The organism is Lacticaseibacillus chiayiensis, from assembly GCF_004123795.1.
GTDB lineage: Bacteria > Bacillota > Bacilli > Lactobacillales > Lactobacillaceae > Lacticaseibacillus > Lacticaseibacillus chiayiensis.
This window is the reverse complement of the sequence record NZ_MSSM01000028.1, coordinates 59,565-75,535: the sequence shown is the minus strand read 5'-3', so window position 1 is coordinate 75,535 and position 15,971 is coordinate 59,565. Positions and strand designations below refer to the sequence as shown.

Here is a 15,971-nt window from a genome sequence, read left to right as displayed (position 1 = left end):
GTCATAATTGTTGCAAGTGGGTGAGATCACAGTTGAATGATGGGGCTGTGCCAAAAAGTGATTTGGAATATCACGAACGAACCCACTTCAACAATTGAAAATGGCCGAAGAAAAAGCCGTGTGGACCAAGGTTGTCTCACGGCTTTCGGTAAAGAATTTTTGTGTCTTAGTTTTTGGTACTGGTTCCATCTGCATAATTGATAGTATATCCCGGTTCAACATTGAAGATATAAACGTTGAATCGAACCGTGTCATCGCCAACGCTTTGAGCCCGCATTTGGACGCCACGGGCAACGAGCTCATTGCCACGAAAGATTGGTTTGACTTCATAGCGCACGTAATGCTGGCTGTTTTGTTTGAGGTAGTAGGCGATATCCATCTCATGCGCTAACATGAGCGGGCTGTTGAGCGTCTGAGTGCCTGTCATCAAATTCTTAGGATTGTTATTTTCGCCAGTCAGCTGGTAACCGATCAGATGGCTGCGGTTATAGAGCCATCCATGTGCCGTCTTTTTGTTGTGCCAACCGGTTGGATTCCAGGTGAGTGGTTCCCGTTTGGCTGAGGGCATTAGCGATTTGTTTAAAAGTGCATTCGCATCGGTGACGCGGTTTTGATTATCTAAATCGCTATAAGTTGCCCAAGCACCTTTTGCCGTGGAAAGGTCGCTTTTGTTAAAAGCGGGATCGTTATTGTTGACCGTTAATTCTTGTTGGCCAGTATAATCAAGGTTAGCTAAGTTGCTGGCGTCGGGCGAACCGTTTGTGGCTTCTGATGCCTTTGCCTCTGGTGCCTGTTTACTTAGCGTTGTTTTGAGTTTGCTGACCTGTTCGCGTTTGTCAGTGATCGCATCGTCAAGACTGCTGATAGCTGATGCAGTTTTCTTGTTAAGCTTGGTCTGACTAGCTACCGGATCAACAACTGTTTTGGGTGATTTTGAGCTGCTTTCAGAACTGCAGCCGACTAACAGGACACCCAGAACAACTAAGGGAGCGAGGTATTTCATTATCTTTCTTTTCATCATCGTAGCGCCTTTCGGTAACCATGAGCTTGTGCATCAGCTTCAGTTTTGAAGTAAACGGCGTTAGCAGAGTTCATGTGATATCCTGCTTGACCGGGAACGTGATAAATCATACTACGACTGTTGCCAACAATGGTACCTTGCTCCGCAGTATTCATATCGCCTTGATTGGTAGACGCCTGTTGCTGAGTTGTAGCAGCTTGTTGCTGCTGTTGCTGCTGTTGCTGTTGTGCTGCAGACTTCTTTGCTTCTTCTGCTTGCTGTTTAGCTGCCGCAGCGGCTGCGGCAGCTTGAGATGAAGAGGCTGCTTGTGCAGATGACGCGGCGACTTTGCTGGCTGAAGCTTCCCGAGACGCGGATTCTGATGCTGCTGAAGACGCTGATTCCTCAACCGCTCGGGATGATGATGCGCGTGCGTCAAGCTGATCTTCCAGCTTTGTCTGTTCCTTGGTAAGCGCCTTTAGCTCTGAAGATTTCTTAGCTTTAGCTGCAAGCAAAACCTTACCACGAGCCTTTTCTGATTTTAAAAGCGTTTTCTGCTTTGCGGTCAGTTTCTTCGTGGTCGTTTTCGCTGACGAAACTACTGACGGTTGTGTGTCGACCATCGGACTGCCCACGAACATGAGCACAATCCCACCGATCAATAAAATAAGGTTGAAACGTTTCGTTAATGGATGCTTGCGTTGCCGCACCAAACGAATCGTGCCCCAGACTGTACCAATCAGTCCGAGCATGACAAATAAACTGCCCAGTGTTGACATTTTCCCCTCCAAATTTGCTAGTGACATTGTACGAATATTCTGTTAAAAAATATTCGTATGAACTTATTTCTAAGCTTTATTTTCTCAAAAAAAAAGCCCAACGGCAAGCGTCGGACTTAATTATTGACTTATGACTTTATAACATCAACATCGGCATATAGATTGGCAATAATTGCCAACATGTCTTTTTCAGTTCGCTCCCAGCTGATCGTTTTCAAATAAGCTTGAGCTTTCTCGATATGCTGCGTAATCGTGTCAGGATTTGCACACGCTGCCTGAAGTGTTTTGGCAAGATCACGTTCATCTAGGTGACAAGAGAAGTAGGTGTCGTCTTTCAAAAAGTAACTGCCAGTGCCTTCCTTGAAGTCAACCAAAGGAAGACCGGCACTCATCATTTCGTACGGGACTAAAGAAAAATTGGTCATCGAAGGTGCGATGCCAAAATCGGCTTCGTGATAACGCTGATTGAGCTCTGGTGGTGTGAGTTTTCCGAGATTCTCACCGTTAATAAAGCGCTTGCTACGGCCAGTACCAAAATAATTGATTTTAAGGTCAATACCTTTTGCACGCAACAAACGACGACAGTTTTCAAGGACGATCTGAATGGTGACAGGGGCTCGGCGTGGACTACTCCATTTAGTATAAACAGCTAGTTTGATTTCCTTTTTGCTGGCATACGGCTTGGTATCCCGTTCTTTAAATGGATACCGAGCAACATCAACCGGAAAGTTAATGACATCAATTGGGCTGTTGACTTGGCAGTGCGTTGTGATCATATGCGCGCACCATGGTCCCAATGAAACCATGTGCAAGCCAAGGCTATAGGTACGTCGGGCCATCTGATAGCGGTCGCCATAAGGGTAGAAATACGGTTCGTAGTCTTGGACAAAATACATTTTATAGCCAGGTTTATTTTTTATGACATAAACTGATTCCCATAAAGTGGCGATCCAAATGTCAGATTGATGTGATTCGAGTTCGCCCATTGGCAGGCAGGTTCCTTTATAACCAGGGTAGTTAAACTCAGCGTTTTGAATCATCTCATCTTGGCTTTGTGGGACATAACTCAGGTAATAAACGTCATACCCCGCGTTAGCCAAAAGCGTTCCTAGGTGTAACATCGTCGTTTGACCGCCATCGTAGCCAATAATTCCAGTCGTGACAAAGGTGATCCGATTACCACGTGGCTTGGTTTGATCAGCCTGCCGGTCATTGAAGTATTTAAGTATCTGATCATACTGGTGAATACTGCCATCAGGTGCATCACTAAATTTAGTTTTTGCAGGTTTCACAGCCATTCCTCCTCTTATTGATTGGCGTGCTGAATAATATAGGTCACAAGCAAAAAATGGGTAGAAAAAAGAAGCTTGGTACCACTGCCTTTTTTACAGTAACGGTACCTGATCGAATGAAACGATTCTGCAAAGACCTAAAGATTAATTTAGTTTACATAATAACCGTAAGCCAAATATTGAAAGTTTTCAAGTTTACCGAGATCAGGGTGTGAACCAGTCTGTTTAGAAATCGGATTGGAAACTGGTGCAGTTAGAAGTTGGCGTGTCAATGGTCTTGGTAGCGTCTTTACACGCCGAGCTCTGCGTAGACAATCGCATCTCAGGACAACGCCGATAAAAGAGACTAAGCACGTTATAATGGTGCGCAGAGAGCGCAGAAAGTCGCCAATATAAAAATCCTAATAAATGCTTATCTTTACCCTTGAAGAGGCCTGTGCTAGTGTGAAAGTATCCATATCAATGAAAGAACAGGTGAAGTTATGTTAACGATTGGTGTCATGGGCTTGGGCACAATTGCCCAAAAAGCGTATTTGCCGGTTTATGCACAAATGCAAGATCAGGTGCGGTGGTTGTTGAGCACCCGCGATGAAGATAAATTACATCAACTGTCAAAGCAGTATGGGCTGGCTGCGGCGGGAAATTCGCTGGAAACGCTAGACACAAAGCAGCTTGATGCAGTCATGATTCACACGCCAACAGAAACTCACTATCAATATGTCAAACATTTTTTGGAAAAGGGCGTGCATGTCTTTGTTGATAAGCCACTGGCAACCGATATGGGGCAGGTTAATGAACTTTATGACTTGGCTGAATCCCAACACGTCATGTTAACGGTCGGTTTTAATCGCCGGTTTGCCCCGATGATTCAGGATCTGGCCCAAGTAGCAGATAAGACCGGTGTGCGTGTGGACAAGAATCGAATTGATGCGCTTGATGAGACTAAACATGCCTTGTGGGATCTTTTCATTCATCCAGTGGACACTGCGCTCATGTTAGCGGGATATCCTGAAAAGCCAAATACGCGGTATGCCTTGCATACAACTTCGGATGATCAACTTCAACAAGCGAGCGTGACCTTTACAGCGCCTGGTATTCGTGGTGAGGCGGGTATTGACTTACAAGCCGGCACAAATCTTGAGGAAGCGCAAGTTGCGGCTCCAAGTGGCGTCCAAAGAGTGCAGAATTTAGATCAGCTGGTTGTTTATGGTCGCGCCGGTGCTTCACAAACATTTGCTCCGAACTGGCGGCCAATGCTGGAAACACGTGGCTTTGCTTCAATGGTTCAAGCCTTCGTACAGGCCGTGGCCGATCCTAACGGCAAGAATCCTGTATCGCCTGCGACCAGTCAGTTGGCACATGCAGTCGTCGCAGATTTAGTCAATCAGATTAAAGAATGATCCTTGTTTGTCCATGCTATTGTTCCCCGAAACTTTAAAATGGGACCAATTAGCAGATGGTCACTCAGCCTAGTTTGTCGTGGAGGAAACAAAACATATGTATCAAAAATCGTTTATGAACATTGCCAATCAAGAGGCGCTTGCCAATGTTAATGGATCAGACGGCGGGCCTTTTGGTTGCGTCATCGTCAAGGACGGGGAAATAGTGAGTCGCGCCCATAATCAGGTTTTGGTCGACCGTGATCCGACTGCACACGGTGAAATTACTGCCATAAGAAAAGCCGGGCAAGTGCTGGATACTCATGACTTGTCTGGTTGCGAGCTTTATACTTCGGCAATGCCTTGTCCGATGTGTCTTAGTGCGATCATCTGGGCCAACATCAAACAGGTTTATTATGGCAACACGGCGGATGATGCTGCTGCGATCGGATTTCGGGATGCAGCCATCTATGACTTTATTAATGACGGGTTGAAAGGTAAAATGCTTACCTTGAGTCAGCATGATCGGGATATGACGATTGGCGCTTTTAAAGCGTATCAAACAGCCCAAAAGAAACTGTATTAGCGGTGCAAATGCTGTCATTGGTTTGCAAGTGCGGCGTGGACAGTATGCCAGGCTACGAGGGAATCACTTGCGGTCGACAGATGGCTTTGTATTGGACAAAATACAGTTGACTTTTCTAAGGTTTCCTGTAGAATAGTTTGGGTACGATAAAGCGCCACTCATTGCCCGTTGGTCAAGGGGTTAAGACGCCGCGTTCTCAGCGCGGAAACACGGGTTCGAATCCCGTACGGGTGAGAATTAGAAAAAACCAGATAAAACGAAACCCTCAAAATGCCTTTATAACGGTGTTTTGAGGTTTTTTGTTTTGGGGAGAAAAGAGAAATATTCTTAGTTGAGAAAAGTTCCTCGTCACCACTAGAATCTTGTAAGTTGAAATTTTGAAATGTTAATAATTTAAGACGAATAACTCTCTTCTCCTTGACAACTGTTCTATCATAAAAAGTGTAGGGTTCTAGCACCCTCATGCAGAACCAAACGATTGTAAATGGAGGCGACAGTATCATGCAATATCGAATTCAGCTCGATACTAAAAACCAGTTGTTTGTGGCGATAGATGCGCATGACCAGAATCATTTTGGAACTGGTCGAACAATTGAACAAGCCATTCATAATTTAAAAGCGACAAGCAAAGCCGCATAATAAAACCCCATCTGTCGTTGGCAGCAACTTAACTGCCAATGGTACAGATGGGGGCTTTTTTTCGATATTGAAAATTCGAATCTTACTGATACCGAACCAAGTTGCGCTGAGTTTTTAACCAGATTAAGAGGAGAATTGCGATTAAAGTGAAGACACCGGTTGCTGCGATGATGAAAAGACTGCGGTAACTGAGCCAGTCAATAACCAGTCCACCAAAGAGCGGGCCGAGTGCCCGGCCAACGGACCCCCAGGAAGTCACGAAGCCTTGATAACGGCCCTTGATGGCGCGGGGCGTCAGATCATTGACCAAGGCGGGAATAGCAGGGGAGGCGGTGGCTTCGCCGATAGTTAACGCGATCATGGCGATGACGAAGTAGGTATAAGTCCGCGCGGTGATGAGGATGAGGAAGGATATGGCGACCATCACCAGGCCAAACAGAATTTGGTAGATAATGCGAATCCCATTCACGTGTTCATTGAACCAATTCAAAAAGAGTTGAATGACCACAATTAACGCAGCGTTGAGCGTCCATAAGAAGCTGTAGTTGCGTAGCGGAATGCCAAGACTTGTCATATAGACCGACAAGTTCGAGGACCATTGCTGGTACATCAACCAAAAAACCAGTAGTGCAAAGAAGAAAGTCGTCAGCATCAATTTGTTTGCGGACGGTAAAGATGGTTTCTCTGCTGTTACGATAACTTCTTTTGACCGAGCTTTGCTTATTTTGGCAGCTGGCCGAAACTTTGTGAGCACAACCATGAAGAATAATGAATATAAAATGACGGCAATTAAGAGCAGTAAGGTTACGCTGATATCATAGACAAAACCGACCAGCGTCGTCCCTATCACAACGCCGACATTTTGGGCAAAATATAACATGGTAAAAACGTAACGGCCGTCTTTTGAATGTAAACTGGTTCCAAGCGAATTGACCATGGTGATGTTCCAGCCGGATCCGATACCGAGTAGGGTTAACCAGATGCAGTAGGCAGGCCAACCATGCCAAAAAGTCAGGCCAATGAGTACAAGTCCGGTGAGACCGACCCCAAAAAGAGTTAATCGGTATGGATCGCTTTGATCGTACAGCCGTCCGCCAACAATGCTGCCGATAACGCTGCCCAGTGAGTTCAGTAATAAAACGACACCGATAACTGTTAGCGAGATACCGAGACGATTGTGCAGATAAATACTGGTTAGTGGCCAGATGAAGCTCATCCCGATGCTACTTAACAGCGCTCCTGTAAGCAGCCAGCGTAACCTGATTTCGTGCGCCATCAACATTGCCTCCTTACCTGATCAGCTATGTCCACTGCTTAATTTGGCAATAACGCAATAGTGTCATGGTACGTCAAGCTTTGGCATGAGGTCAATTGCGCTTTTGCGAAAAGTAGTGTTTTTGAACGAAGAGACAAAACAGCCAATATGAGTCGATAAAAAACATCCTCGCTCACAAATGAAGCAAGGATGTTTTCTAATTGACTGATTCAAAATAATTGAACGGGTGATACTTATCTTGGTTAAAAAGCCTGGTTAAAGATTCTTGTCCATGTTAAAGGTGAGCTTTGATAACTTCAGGCTTTCCATGACATAATCGTTAATTAAAGCTTTAGTTGCAGCCTTGGTGTGGGCAACGATTTTATAGTTTGCTTCGGTTAAATACTGCGTCAATTCCTTGGCACTCAATTCCTTGGCACCATTATCAAAGGATTGAAGCATTTCGCGATAATCGCGATTTAGGGCTGTCAGATAATCACGATCAGCCTGAATGAATTGGGTGTAATGTGCTTCTACCAAGACATCGAGCAGGCGATGCAGCCAATACGCAGAGTCGGCGTCGAGATCGAACGTCTTTGGTGTTTTCGAATAGCTAGGATCCGTGTCATTGGCGTTGCAGTAAAATGGTACATATGGGCTGAAAGTCGGCATGCCGATTGCCAGCCACATGATGGCGGCGAGGCCTTCCTGAACATCACTGCGCAATTGCAGAATGTGGGAATTTTGGGTGCGGTTCAAGCCGATCGGGCGATAACGGAAGCGTTCGGCATCGGCACCGTGGCCATAAGGATCAAATGGCGTTTCGTTGTAATGGCTGCCAAGAATCTGGGCAATATCTTCACGAGTGATCAAATGGTCGGTTTGCATGATAAACGGTAAATCAGCTGATTCAGGATCGGCCTCGATTTCCGGATTGAGCAGCTTGTGTCCGTACCAAACTCGCGGGGTGTTATAGTGGCGATCCTTTTCGTTCATCGTGCCGAAAATGTGGCGGAAGTTCCAGCCTTCTTTGTCGGTATTGAGATGATGGGTCTCAACAAATTCCTGAATGCCTTCGCTCCAGGCAAAATTGTCGGTGTCCTCGAAGTCAACCTGCTGAATGGCAACTTGATTGGCCGCAATGGCATAAGCATCGTCCGGAATACGTTGAGCGACCCAGTGATGGCCGGTGACGATTTCCATGTACCAGACACTGTCTTTATCAGAGAAAAGAACGGAATTACCTGCAGGTGAACCATATTGTTTGATCAGCTGGCCGAGGTATTCAACGCCATGGCGCGCGGATTCAATGAATGGCAGCACCATGTTGACGATCAGATCTTCATCGAGGCCGTCTTTGACAAGCGGATCAAAGCCCAACGCCCGTTCATTACCGTAAGTACTTTCAGTTGCGGACATCGCGACATTGCGCTCGTTGATACCACTTTCTTCGTAATCACCGAGCTTATCGTTTTCGGCATTGGGAACGGCATTATAGCGATAACCATTTTCCGGCAAGTCCGCTTCAAACCCATTAAGCGGTGACTTCACGTGTAATGATTTTTCACCTTTCCATCCAGCGTGCATATAGAACCGTTGCGGTGTCAGGGGACTAAACGTGTCATCGTTACGAGCGATCATCGTTGAACCATCGATACTGGCCTTCTTACCCACCAGAATCGAAGTGCATGCAGATTCAATTTTCATTCTTGCGCCTCACTTCTTAAGTATTGGTAACAGTTTACGACAGAATCAGTTTTTTTGCACCTCCGTAAAAAAAGTCGTTGACAACCGCGCAAATATTTTTTAAGATATTATTCGTTGTTAAGTTACTGGGTAGTAGCGAAGTGGTAACGCAGTGGACTCTGAATCCATAATCATAGGTTCGATCCCTATCTACCCAATCTTGGATACGACGATAGTTTATCGATAAGAGCAGGAGCCTTGATGAAAAGGTTTCTGTTTTTTTCGTCTACAGAAAATAATGTTTTGTTTTGCAAAATTGCGGGCTGATTGGGTGCCATTGCTGTTAGGAGCCGGCGAGTGCGTCCTGATGACGATTTGTACCAAGCAAACCCTCAAAGCCGCTGTGTCCACGCTAAAAAGCCGGCATAAGCAAAGCAAATGCAGGCATAGATTAAAAAAGCCGCAATCATAAAGGCTAGCCACGGCCAAGTTAAAAACGCCCTAGCGATGAATAAAAAGAAAGCCATCAGCACCGCGCGTAATCCGCGGGTAAAGAAGGCTTTGACGGCGCTATTCAAACGATGCCTCAATCAGCAAGCGCTTAGCCTTTGTCAGATGGCTGGTGGTCATCCACATCTGGTTAGTGGATCGGGTTTCAACGTCTTCGCCTAACTCAGGCAATAGACTCAGTAGCCAAGCGCTAAGCTCAGGGTTGTTAAAAGAAAAGTGTTCCGGTAATCGGATGACTCGTAACCGATTAGGCGGGAAGAAGAGTTGTTGATTAGGAAAGATCACGCGGTCGTCAAGCAGAATGCTAGCGACGTTTTGATAAGGGACTTGGCGGACGAGATAACTTTGCGGATGGTCATGGGCATATGCCAGGATCATGATGGCTGCGTCAATCAAAAAAAGGCCTCCATTCAAAGATGCTTACGGATTTCATGATAACATGGATGAAGATAGCACGTGAGGCGGTCTATTTTCAAACTGGGAAATATCTGCCGACAGATCGTCTTGAAACATCAATGACGCAAATTTATAGGAGTGTCAAAATGACCAAGAGGCTATATTTAGTCAGACATGGTGAAACGCCAATGAACGCGGCGCGGCTATTGCAAGGCATTACGGATGCTAATTTGACTGTAAAAGGGCGAGATGCGGCCGATCGGTTGGGTGAATTATTGCAGCCGGTACCGTTTGCAAAAGCGTTTTCGAGTGATCGAACGCGGACACTGGAAACAGCCAAGCGAATTCTTGCCGGGCACGAACCAAAGCCGCCGTTAGTGGCGTTGTCAGCCTTGCGTGAATATTATTTTGGCGGCTTGGAAGGTGATCCGGGTAATGCCATTATGGCACGGACGATTCGCCGATATGGGTTGACAACGTCTTGTCGGGCTTGGGTCGGCGCAAAAAGGTTTCCGGGATTGGTCCGATCCATTCGCAACGCCGATCCGACCCATCAAGCGGAAGATTTTCCCGATTTGTTAGTGCGTTCCCGCCAAGCCTTTGAACAGGTGGATGCTCAGAGTCCGGATAGTAGCGATATTTTGGTCGTCTCGCATGGCCTGCTTTTAAGTGCTTTAATTTATCAGCTGGTACCTGATCAGTTGCCCTTCAGCTTGCTGAAAAATACCAGTGTGACGCGAATTGATATTGTGAATCGGAAAATGCGGGTTCGCGGCGTGAATCTGACACGGGAAAAGGACATCTTGGCCTTACGCCATGAAGAGCCGGAAGCTGATGATAATGCCGCTAAAAACAAATCGAAATGACCTCAAGTTCCGTGGATGATTTTGATGCCAGCACGATTTAAGTGTTAGGTGAAACGGTAATTTCGGACTTTTGACTGAAGTTACCGTTTTTTGATTGCTTTTTTAAAGAACACCGTTTATAATGACACCTTGTCATATGACGGATTGTCATAAACGAGCAACAGTCATTCGGGCTAAAGGACTCGGAGCAGAAAGGGGGTCACCATGCCCAAAGAAACATTTTTCCGCTTGCCGAAAGCAAAGCAACAGCGGCTAATGGACGCGGCGTATCAAGAATTTGCCCGCGCCCCGTTTAATGAAACCAGTATTAGTAATATTATTAAGCATGCTGGCATTCCACGTGGTAGTTACTATCAATATTTCGATGACAAATCGGATCTGTATTTTTATTTATTGAAAACCGTGCGGCAACGGACTGTTTTGACTTTGCAACAGGTCATGACAAAGCATCACGGTGATCTGTTTCCTGCCATGTCAGAATTTTTCGGCAAAACCATTACGGCACTAGTACATGGGCCGCATGCGGCTTTGTATCGGAACGTTTTTTTACACATGGATTTTCATAGCGCCGCTAAAATGGCCGGGTCTAAGGCGCCATTTCTAAAGCCGCCTCATGGTCATCAGGAGATCCATGATTTCTTATTGACCAGCATTGATCGCAGTCGGCTTCGTATTCGGGCAGATGATGAGGTTAGTTTACTGATTCGTCAGATTGTCGGTATGTTCATACAGACGATTGCCTATTATTATTCCAACCAGGCTGAAGGTAAGCCGATCACAGTCGCTGAACTCAAACGACGCGGTGACCAGCTTCTCGATTGGTTGCAATTTGGCGTTTCCAATGATGATCATAATCATCACTAGGAAACATAAAACACCGGACTGCCTGTATGGGTCCGAAAAGCATCTGTTAGGAGGAAATTATGCTTAAACTTGCAAAGAATCGCATGTCTGGCATAGCCGTTATTGGCGCTGTTTTATTCATGATTGTTCAGGTGATGAGCAATTTGTATTTACCGAATCTGACTGCCGATATCGTTAACAACGGGGTCGCTAAGGGTGATATTAATTATATCTGGGCGACTGGCATGAAAATGATTCTATTTGCCTTCCTCAGTATTCTTGCTAGCGTGGGCAACGTCTTTTTGGCTTCGCGCACATCGCAAAAGCTGGGCCAAAGGTTACGTTCAGACGTTTATCGCAAAGTTATTAACTATTCCCATGATGAAATGGATAAAGTGGGAACGAGCTCACTGATCACGCGGACAACCAATGACGTGACGCAGATCCAAAACGTCTGGATGATGATCTTGCGGATGATGATTATGGCGCCGATTATGTTAATTGGTGCTAGTTTCCTTGCCTACCAAAAGAGTCACACCTTAACTATGGTTTTCCTGGTTAGCTTGCCGTTGCTGGCGTTGTTCTTACTGATCATCATGTACTTTGCAGTGCCGCTGTTTAAAGCCATGCAGAAGAAAACCGACAATATTAATCTGGTGTTCCGTGAAGGACTCACCGGTGTCCGGGTCATTCGAGCTTTTCGGCAGGATGATTTTGAACAAGATCGGTTTGAAGGCGTCAACCAGGACTATACGCATAATGCGGTCAAAGTCTTCTCGATTATTGCTGCGGTGCTCCCTGTGATGACGTTGATCATGAGCGGTACGAATATCGGGATTACTTGGTGGGGCGGTAATTTAATCGCCCATCAAGCACTGGAAACCGGGAACCTGATTGCGTTTATGACTTATGCGATGCAGATTCTGATGAGCTTCATGATGCTGTCCATGATCTTTGTTTTCATTCCTCGGGCACAGGCATCAGCAGCCCGTCTGAATGAAGTTTTGGCCCAGAAAAGCCGGATTGCCACACCGGCATCACCAAAAGCGTTGGATTCCGTTAATCCTGATTTGTCATTTGACCATGTTCAGTTTCGTTATCATCACGCTGAAGAACCAGCGTTGCGTGATATCGACGTTCATGTTAAAGGTGGCCAAACGATGGCGATCATTGGAGGTACTGGGAGCGGTAAAACCACGATGGTGAATCTCATTCCGCGGTTCTACGATGTTGAAAAAGGCACGGTTCGAGTTGACGGCGAAGATGTTAAAAATGTTGACTTGAAGAAGCTGCATGAAGCGGTCGCGTTTGTGCCCCAAAAAGCCAATCTATTTACCGGAACCGTTCGTGACAATATGAAATACGGGAATGAAAACGCGACGGATGACGATATTTGGCACGCGTTGGATATTGCCCAAGCGCGTGACTTCATCGAAAGTAATCCTGAAGGCTTAGATTATCAAGTTGAACAAGGCGGCGGTAACTTCTCCGGTGGGCAGCGTCAGCGGTTAGCCATCGCCCGTGCTTTGGTGAAGGATGCTTCGATCTACGTTTTTGATGACTCCTTTTCGGCCTTGGATTTTAAAACCGACGCCAATTTACGAGCAGCGTTGAAAGCTGATATGAAGATTCAAACCAAAGTTGTTGTGATTGTTGGCCAGCGGGTTTCCACAGTCGCCGATGCTGACACGATTGTTGTCTTGGATGAAGGTAAAATGGTCGGCAAAGGCACTCACGCTGAGTTGAAAGCTACCAACCCAACTTACCAGGAAATCATCAAGTCACAGATTCGGGAAGGGGACGAGAAATAATGGCAGACAATCAAAAAAACAGCACCAAGCGGCCATCATCCGGTCCACGAATGGGGCCAGGTGCGCGAGGCGGTCTCGTTGAAAAACCGAAAAATTTCTGGGGAACAACAGGGCGACTATTCGGGTATATGCGTAATCGTCTCATCGGTCTCATTGCCGTACTGGTCTTAGCCATTGTTTCGACGGTGTTTCAGATTCGCACACCGAAGATTTTAGGCGAAGCAACGACCGAAATCTTTAAAGGTGTAATGAAAGGCCAAGCAGAGCAAAAAGCCGGGATGGGGATTGGCAGTTATCCGATCGATTTTGACAAGATCAAGCACATTATTCTAATCGTGTTAATTCTCTATCTGGGCAGTGCCTTATTTAGTTTCTTGCAGCAGTTTATCATGACGCGAATTTCGCAGAATACGGTTTATCAGCTGCGAAAAGATCTGAAATACAAGATGAAAACCGTTCCGATCAAGTATTATGATACGCATAGCAATGGCGACATTATGTCACGGGCGATTAACGACATGGATAATATTGCATCGACTTTGCAACAGAGTCTCACGCAGATGGTCACGAGTGCTGTTATGTTTGTCGGAACTATCTGGATGATGCTCACCATTTCCTGGAAATTGACTTTGATCGCGCTGGTGACGATTCCGCTTGGTTTAATTGTTGTTGGCATCGTTGCCCCGAAGTCGCAGCGCTTCTTTGCCGCTCAACAAAAGGCCCTGGGGCTACTGAATAACCAGGTTGAAGAAACTTATGGCGGTCAGGTTATTATTAAGAGCTTCAACCGCGAAGATGACGAGGTTCGAGACTTTGAAGGCCAAAACCAGGCGTTTTATGATGCTGCATGGAAGGCTCAATTTGTTTCCGGCATCATTATGCCTTTGATGACTTTCCTTAATAACATTGGTTACGTTTTTGTAGCAATCATGGGCGGGATTGAAGTTTCTAACGGCACAATTACCTTGGGGAATGTCCAAGCCTTCTTGCAATATATGCAACAGTTCTCCCAGCCAATCTCGCAACTAGCTAATTTGGCAAATACGATTCAGTCGACCATTGCCAGTGCAGAACGGATTTTCGCCGTATTGGACGAAGAGGATATGCAGGACAACCCGTCTGGTGTGCCGGCAGTGCCGAATGATTCGAACAAATTAGTCATGGATCATGTCCAGTTTGGCTATACACCGGATACGCTGTTGTTGAAAGATTACAATCTGCAAGTGAAACCTGGCCAGATGGTCGCGATTGTCGGGCCAACCGGTGCCGGGAAAACGACGATTATCAACCTACTGGAGCGCTTCTATGATATAAGCGGCGGTTCAATCCGACTGAATGGAACGGATACCCGTGATATGAAGCGGGAAGATGTTCGTTCGCATTTTGCCATGGTGCTTCAGGACACCTGGCTGTTTACCGGCACGATTTGGGATAATCTGAAATACGGTCGCGAAGATGCCACAGATGATGAAATACTCGCGGCAGCCAAAGCAGCGCACGTTGATAACTTTGTGCGCCAGTTGCCAGATGGCTATAATACGATTCTGAATGAAGAAGCATCCAACATTTCCCAAGGGCAGCGGCAGTTGTTGACGATTGCCCGGGCGTTTGTCGCCGATCCGGAAATTCTGATTCTGGACGAGGCAACGAGTTCTGTCGACACACGAACCGAAATTCATATTCAACACGCGATGAATCGGTTGCTGACCGACCGAACCAGTTTCGTTGTTGCCCACCGGCTATCAACCATTCGTGACGCTGATAATATCATTGTGATGAATCACGGTTCGATTGTTGAAACGGGCAATCACGACGAATTGATGGCTAAGAATGGCTTCTATGCAGACTTGTACAATAGCCAGTTTAGCGGCAACGTTGCGATTTAGTTTCTTTCTGAATCGTGACTGTGTTGCAAGCTAAAGCTTAACTGGACGCCGTTAAAAATAGCCTTAGAGAGACGTTATCTCTCTGAGGCTATTTTTTATTTAACCTTGATGACTGACTGGCCGATTAACGCCGCTTGTGCCGCATAAACGTAGCATAATGCAATAGACAAGAGAGTAGAACAAAGAAGATCACGACAAAACTGACATAGCGCCACCAAAAGTTTGTTGCCACTCCTGGTAAGACTTGCTGAATGCCCATGGTGGCCAAGGCCATGACCGCAATCATACCAAATAATAATATGTAACGTTTCAAAGTCTCATCATCCTTCTTTTTAAAAGTTGCGAGTTTCGTTCCCAGCATATGCGCCTGATTGATTTTGGCTTTCGGCAAAGTCGTCATCCCCCAAGTATGCGGGAGCACCAATTCGGCAATTTTATGGACACCGGCTGCCGTCATGGCTTTATCGATCGCCACCAAAGTAGCATCGGTTTGATGGGTAAACGTGTTATCCAGACCGGTCGCAAAACAGCTGGTCACACTGACGTAATGTTTATCTTTGAAAATGCCGGGCAACGTATCACCGTTTTTGGTCATGCGCGTCATTCGGTGGCGCATGCAGTCGAGCAGCTGTTTGAACTGACCGGCAACCGTACCGAAGTAGGTTGGGGTGCCTAAAACCCACACATCGGCACTTTTCAGCTTAGCTTCAAGTTCATCCAATGTTGGATTGGCCTGATCAGGAACGTCCGGCCGAATCTGATACTGATTTAAATCAACGAATTCAGTGGTGGTAGGCGCAGTCACCCCGGACAAAACGGCTTTAACCAGACTCGCCGTCAATCCGTTGGGATCCTGTCCGCCGTAAACACCTAATATTTTCATTTGAAAAACCTCCTGAGCGTGAACCGACGCGATTAGAAGCCGTTGTGTAAGTGACCTTGAGCATGACGGCCCTGGCTTGGCCATTGCGACCATGGTCCTTACACATAAACTTCTGCGCTGGCGAACGCATTATGGTGGAGCGTAACCCCCGTTTCTTCCC

15 protein-coding genes and 2 tRNA genes are annotated in these 15,971 nt (G+C 46.2%); 9 read left to right on the top strand and 8 right to left on the bottom strand.

Annotated features, from left to right (window positions below; genetic code table 11):
• Positions 1–166: 166 nt before the first annotated feature.
• The 3 genes from BVJ53_RS10790 to BVJ53_RS10780 all read right to left on the bottom strand — a co-directional run bounded on the left by BVJ53_RS10790 (position 167) and on the right by BVJ53_RS10780 (position 3,071).
• On the bottom strand, positions 167–1,018 hold the full coding sequence (locus BVJ53_RS10790) for a DNA/RNA non-specific endonuclease (protein WP_414467451.1): 852 nt from the start codon (positions 1,016–1,018) through the stop codon (positions 167–169).
• Positions 1,018–1,779: a sunset domain-containing protein gene (locus BVJ53_RS10785; RefSeq protein ID WP_129302392.1), complete on the bottom strand. Its 762-nt coding sequence runs from the start codon at positions 1,777–1,779 to the stop codon at positions 1,018–1,020. The genes BVJ53_RS10790 and BVJ53_RS10785 overlap by 1 nt, the downstream gene beginning before the upstream one ends.
• 128 nt (positions 1,780–1,907) lie before the next feature.
• The gene (locus tag BVJ53_RS10780; RefSeq protein ID WP_129302391.1) at positions 1,908–3,071 is read right to left on the bottom strand and encodes a glycosyltransferase family protein; all 1,164 of its coding nucleotides are present in this window, start codon (positions 3,069–3,071) and stop codon (positions 1,908–1,910) included.
• 482 nt (positions 3,072–3,553) lie between these two features.
• Here BVJ53_RS10780 and BVJ53_RS10775 point away from each other — a divergent pair, with 482 nt between their 5' ends.
• The 4 genes from BVJ53_RS10775 to BVJ53_RS10760 all read left to right on the top strand — a co-directional run bounded on the left by BVJ53_RS10775 (position 3,554) and on the right by BVJ53_RS10760 (position 5,675).
• Positions 3,554–4,471, top strand: a complete 918-nt coding sequence (locus BVJ53_RS10775; protein ID WP_129302390.1) for a Gfo/Idh/MocA family protein — start codon at positions 3,554–3,556, stop codon at positions 4,469–4,471.
• A gap of 97 nt (positions 4,472–4,568) precedes the next feature.
• Entirely contained in the window at positions 4,569–5,036 is a 468-nt protein-coding gene (locus BVJ53_RS10770) for a nucleoside deaminase (protein ID WP_129302389.1), read from the top strand.
• Between the two features lie 162 nt (positions 5,037–5,198).
• A tRNA-Glu gene (locus tag BVJ53_RS10765) sits at positions 5,199–5,270 on the top strand.
• A 267-nt stretch (positions 5,271–5,537) separates the two neighbouring features.
• Complete coding sequence (locus tag BVJ53_RS10760; protein ID WP_167470192.1) at positions 5,538–5,675, top strand: hypothetical protein; 138 nt, start codon at positions 5,538–5,540, stop codon at positions 5,673–5,675.
• Positions 5,676–5,757: 82 nt separating this feature from the next.
• Here BVJ53_RS10760 and BVJ53_RS10755 read toward each other — a convergent pair whose 3' ends face one another.
• Both BVJ53_RS10755 and BVJ53_RS10750 read right to left on the bottom strand, forming a co-directional pair.
• Positions 5,758–6,951, bottom strand: a complete 1,194-nt coding sequence (locus BVJ53_RS10755) for an MDR family MFS transporter (protein WP_129302388.1) — start codon at positions 6,949–6,951, stop codon at positions 5,758–5,760.
• 255 nt (positions 6,952–7,206) lie between these two features.
• Positions 7,207–8,637, bottom strand: a complete 1,431-nt coding sequence (locus tag BVJ53_RS10750; RefSeq protein WP_129302387.1) for a C69 family dipeptidase — start codon at positions 8,635–8,637, stop codon at positions 7,207–7,209.
• 126 nt (positions 8,638–8,763) lie between these two features.
• Between BVJ53_RS10750 and BVJ53_RS10745 the strand changes: the two genes are divergently transcribed.
• A tRNA-Gln gene (locus BVJ53_RS10745) sits at positions 8,764–8,834 on the top strand.
• Between the two features lie 174 nt (positions 8,835–9,008).
• Here the strand turns inward: BVJ53_RS10745 and BVJ53_RS10740 are convergent.
• Positions 9,009–9,194, bottom strand: coding sequence for a hypothetical protein (locus tag BVJ53_RS10740; protein ID WP_129302386.1), 186 nt, complete (start codon positions 9,192–9,194; stop codon positions 9,009–9,011).
• Entirely contained in the window at positions 9,187–9,522 is a 336-nt protein-coding gene (locus BVJ53_RS10735) for a hypothetical protein (protein ID WP_129302385.1), read from the bottom strand. Before BVJ53_RS10735 ends, BVJ53_RS10740 begins: the two co-directional genes overlap by 8 nt.
• Before the next feature lie 146 nt (positions 9,523–9,668).
• Between BVJ53_RS10735 and BVJ53_RS10730 the strand changes: the two genes are divergently transcribed.
• From BVJ53_RS10730 to BVJ53_RS10715, 4 genes are all read left to right on the top strand, one after another.
• Positions 9,669–10,388 carry a histidine phosphatase family protein gene (locus BVJ53_RS10730; protein WP_129302384.1) on the top strand — a complete coding sequence of 240 codons (720 nt, stop codon included), beginning with the start codon at positions 9,669–9,671 and terminating at the stop codon, positions 10,386–10,388.
• 204 nt (positions 10,389–10,592) lie between these two features.
• Positions 10,593–11,252, top strand: a complete 660-nt coding sequence (locus BVJ53_RS10725; protein WP_129302383.1) for a TetR family transcriptional regulator — start codon at positions 10,593–10,595, stop codon at positions 11,250–11,252.
• 59 nt (positions 11,253–11,311) lie between these two features.
• Positions 11,312–13,042 carry an ABC transporter ATP-binding protein gene (locus BVJ53_RS10720; protein WP_129302382.1) on the top strand — a complete coding sequence of 577 codons (1,731 nt, stop codon included), beginning with the start codon at positions 11,312–11,314 and terminating at the stop codon, positions 13,040–13,042.
• On the top strand, positions 13,042–14,928 hold the full coding sequence (locus BVJ53_RS10715) for an ABC transporter ATP-binding protein (protein WP_129302381.1): 1,887 nt from the start codon (positions 13,042–13,044) through the stop codon (positions 14,926–14,928). Before BVJ53_RS10720 ends, BVJ53_RS10715 begins: the two co-directional genes overlap by 1 nt.
• Before the next feature lie 124 nt (positions 14,929–15,052).
• Here BVJ53_RS10715 and BVJ53_RS10710 read toward each other — a convergent pair whose 3' ends face one another.
• On the bottom strand, positions 15,053–15,811 hold the full coding sequence (locus BVJ53_RS10710) for a flavodoxin family protein (RefSeq protein ID WP_129302380.1): 759 nt from the start codon (positions 15,809–15,811) through the stop codon (positions 15,053–15,055).
• Positions 15,812–15,971: the final 160 nt, after the last annotated feature.

Coding starts and splice junctions, on each gene's coding strand:
- BVJ53_RS10790 (WP_414467451.1), bottom strand. CDS start 1,018: ATGAAAAGAAAGATAATGAAATACCTCGCTCCCTTAGTTGTTCTGGGT.
- BVJ53_RS10785 (WP_129302392.1), bottom strand. CDS start 1,779: ATGTCAACACTGGGCAGTTTATTTGTCATGCTCGGACTGATTGGTACA.
- BVJ53_RS10775 (WP_129302390.1), top strand. CDS start 3,554: ATGTTAACGATTGGTGTCATGGGCTTGGGCACAATTGCCCAAAAAGCG.
- BVJ53_RS10770 (WP_129302389.1), top strand. CDS start 4,569: ATGTATCAAAAATCGTTTATGAACATTGCCAATCAAGAGGCGCTTGCC.
- BVJ53_RS10760 (WP_167470192.1), top strand. CDS start 5,538: ATGCAATATCGAATTCAGCTCGATACTAAAAACCAGTTGTTTGTGGCG.
- BVJ53_RS10755 (WP_129302388.1), bottom strand. CDS start 6,951: ATGGCGCACGAAATCAGGTTACGCTGGCTGCTTACAGGAGCGCTGTTA.
- BVJ53_RS10750 (WP_129302387.1), bottom strand. CDS start 8,637: ATGAAAATTGAATCTGCATGCACTTCGATTCTGGTGGGTAAGAAGGCC.
- BVJ53_RS10730 (WP_129302384.1), top strand. CDS start 9,669: ATGACCAAGAGGCTATATTTAGTCAGACATGGTGAAACGCCAATGAAC.
- BVJ53_RS10725 (WP_129302383.1), top strand. CDS start 10,593: ATGCCCAAAGAAACATTTTTCCGCTTGCCGAAAGCAAAGCAACAGCGG.
- BVJ53_RS10720 (WP_129302382.1), top strand. CDS start 11,312: ATGCTTAAACTTGCAAAGAATCGCATGTCTGGCATAGCCGTTATTGGC.
- BVJ53_RS10715 (WP_129302381.1), top strand. CDS start 13,042: ATGGCAGACAATCAAAAAAACAGCACCAAGCGGCCATCATCCGGTCCA.
- BVJ53_RS10710 (WP_129302380.1), bottom strand. CDS start 15,811: ATGAAAATATTAGGTGTTTACGGCGGACAGGATCCCAACGGATTGACG.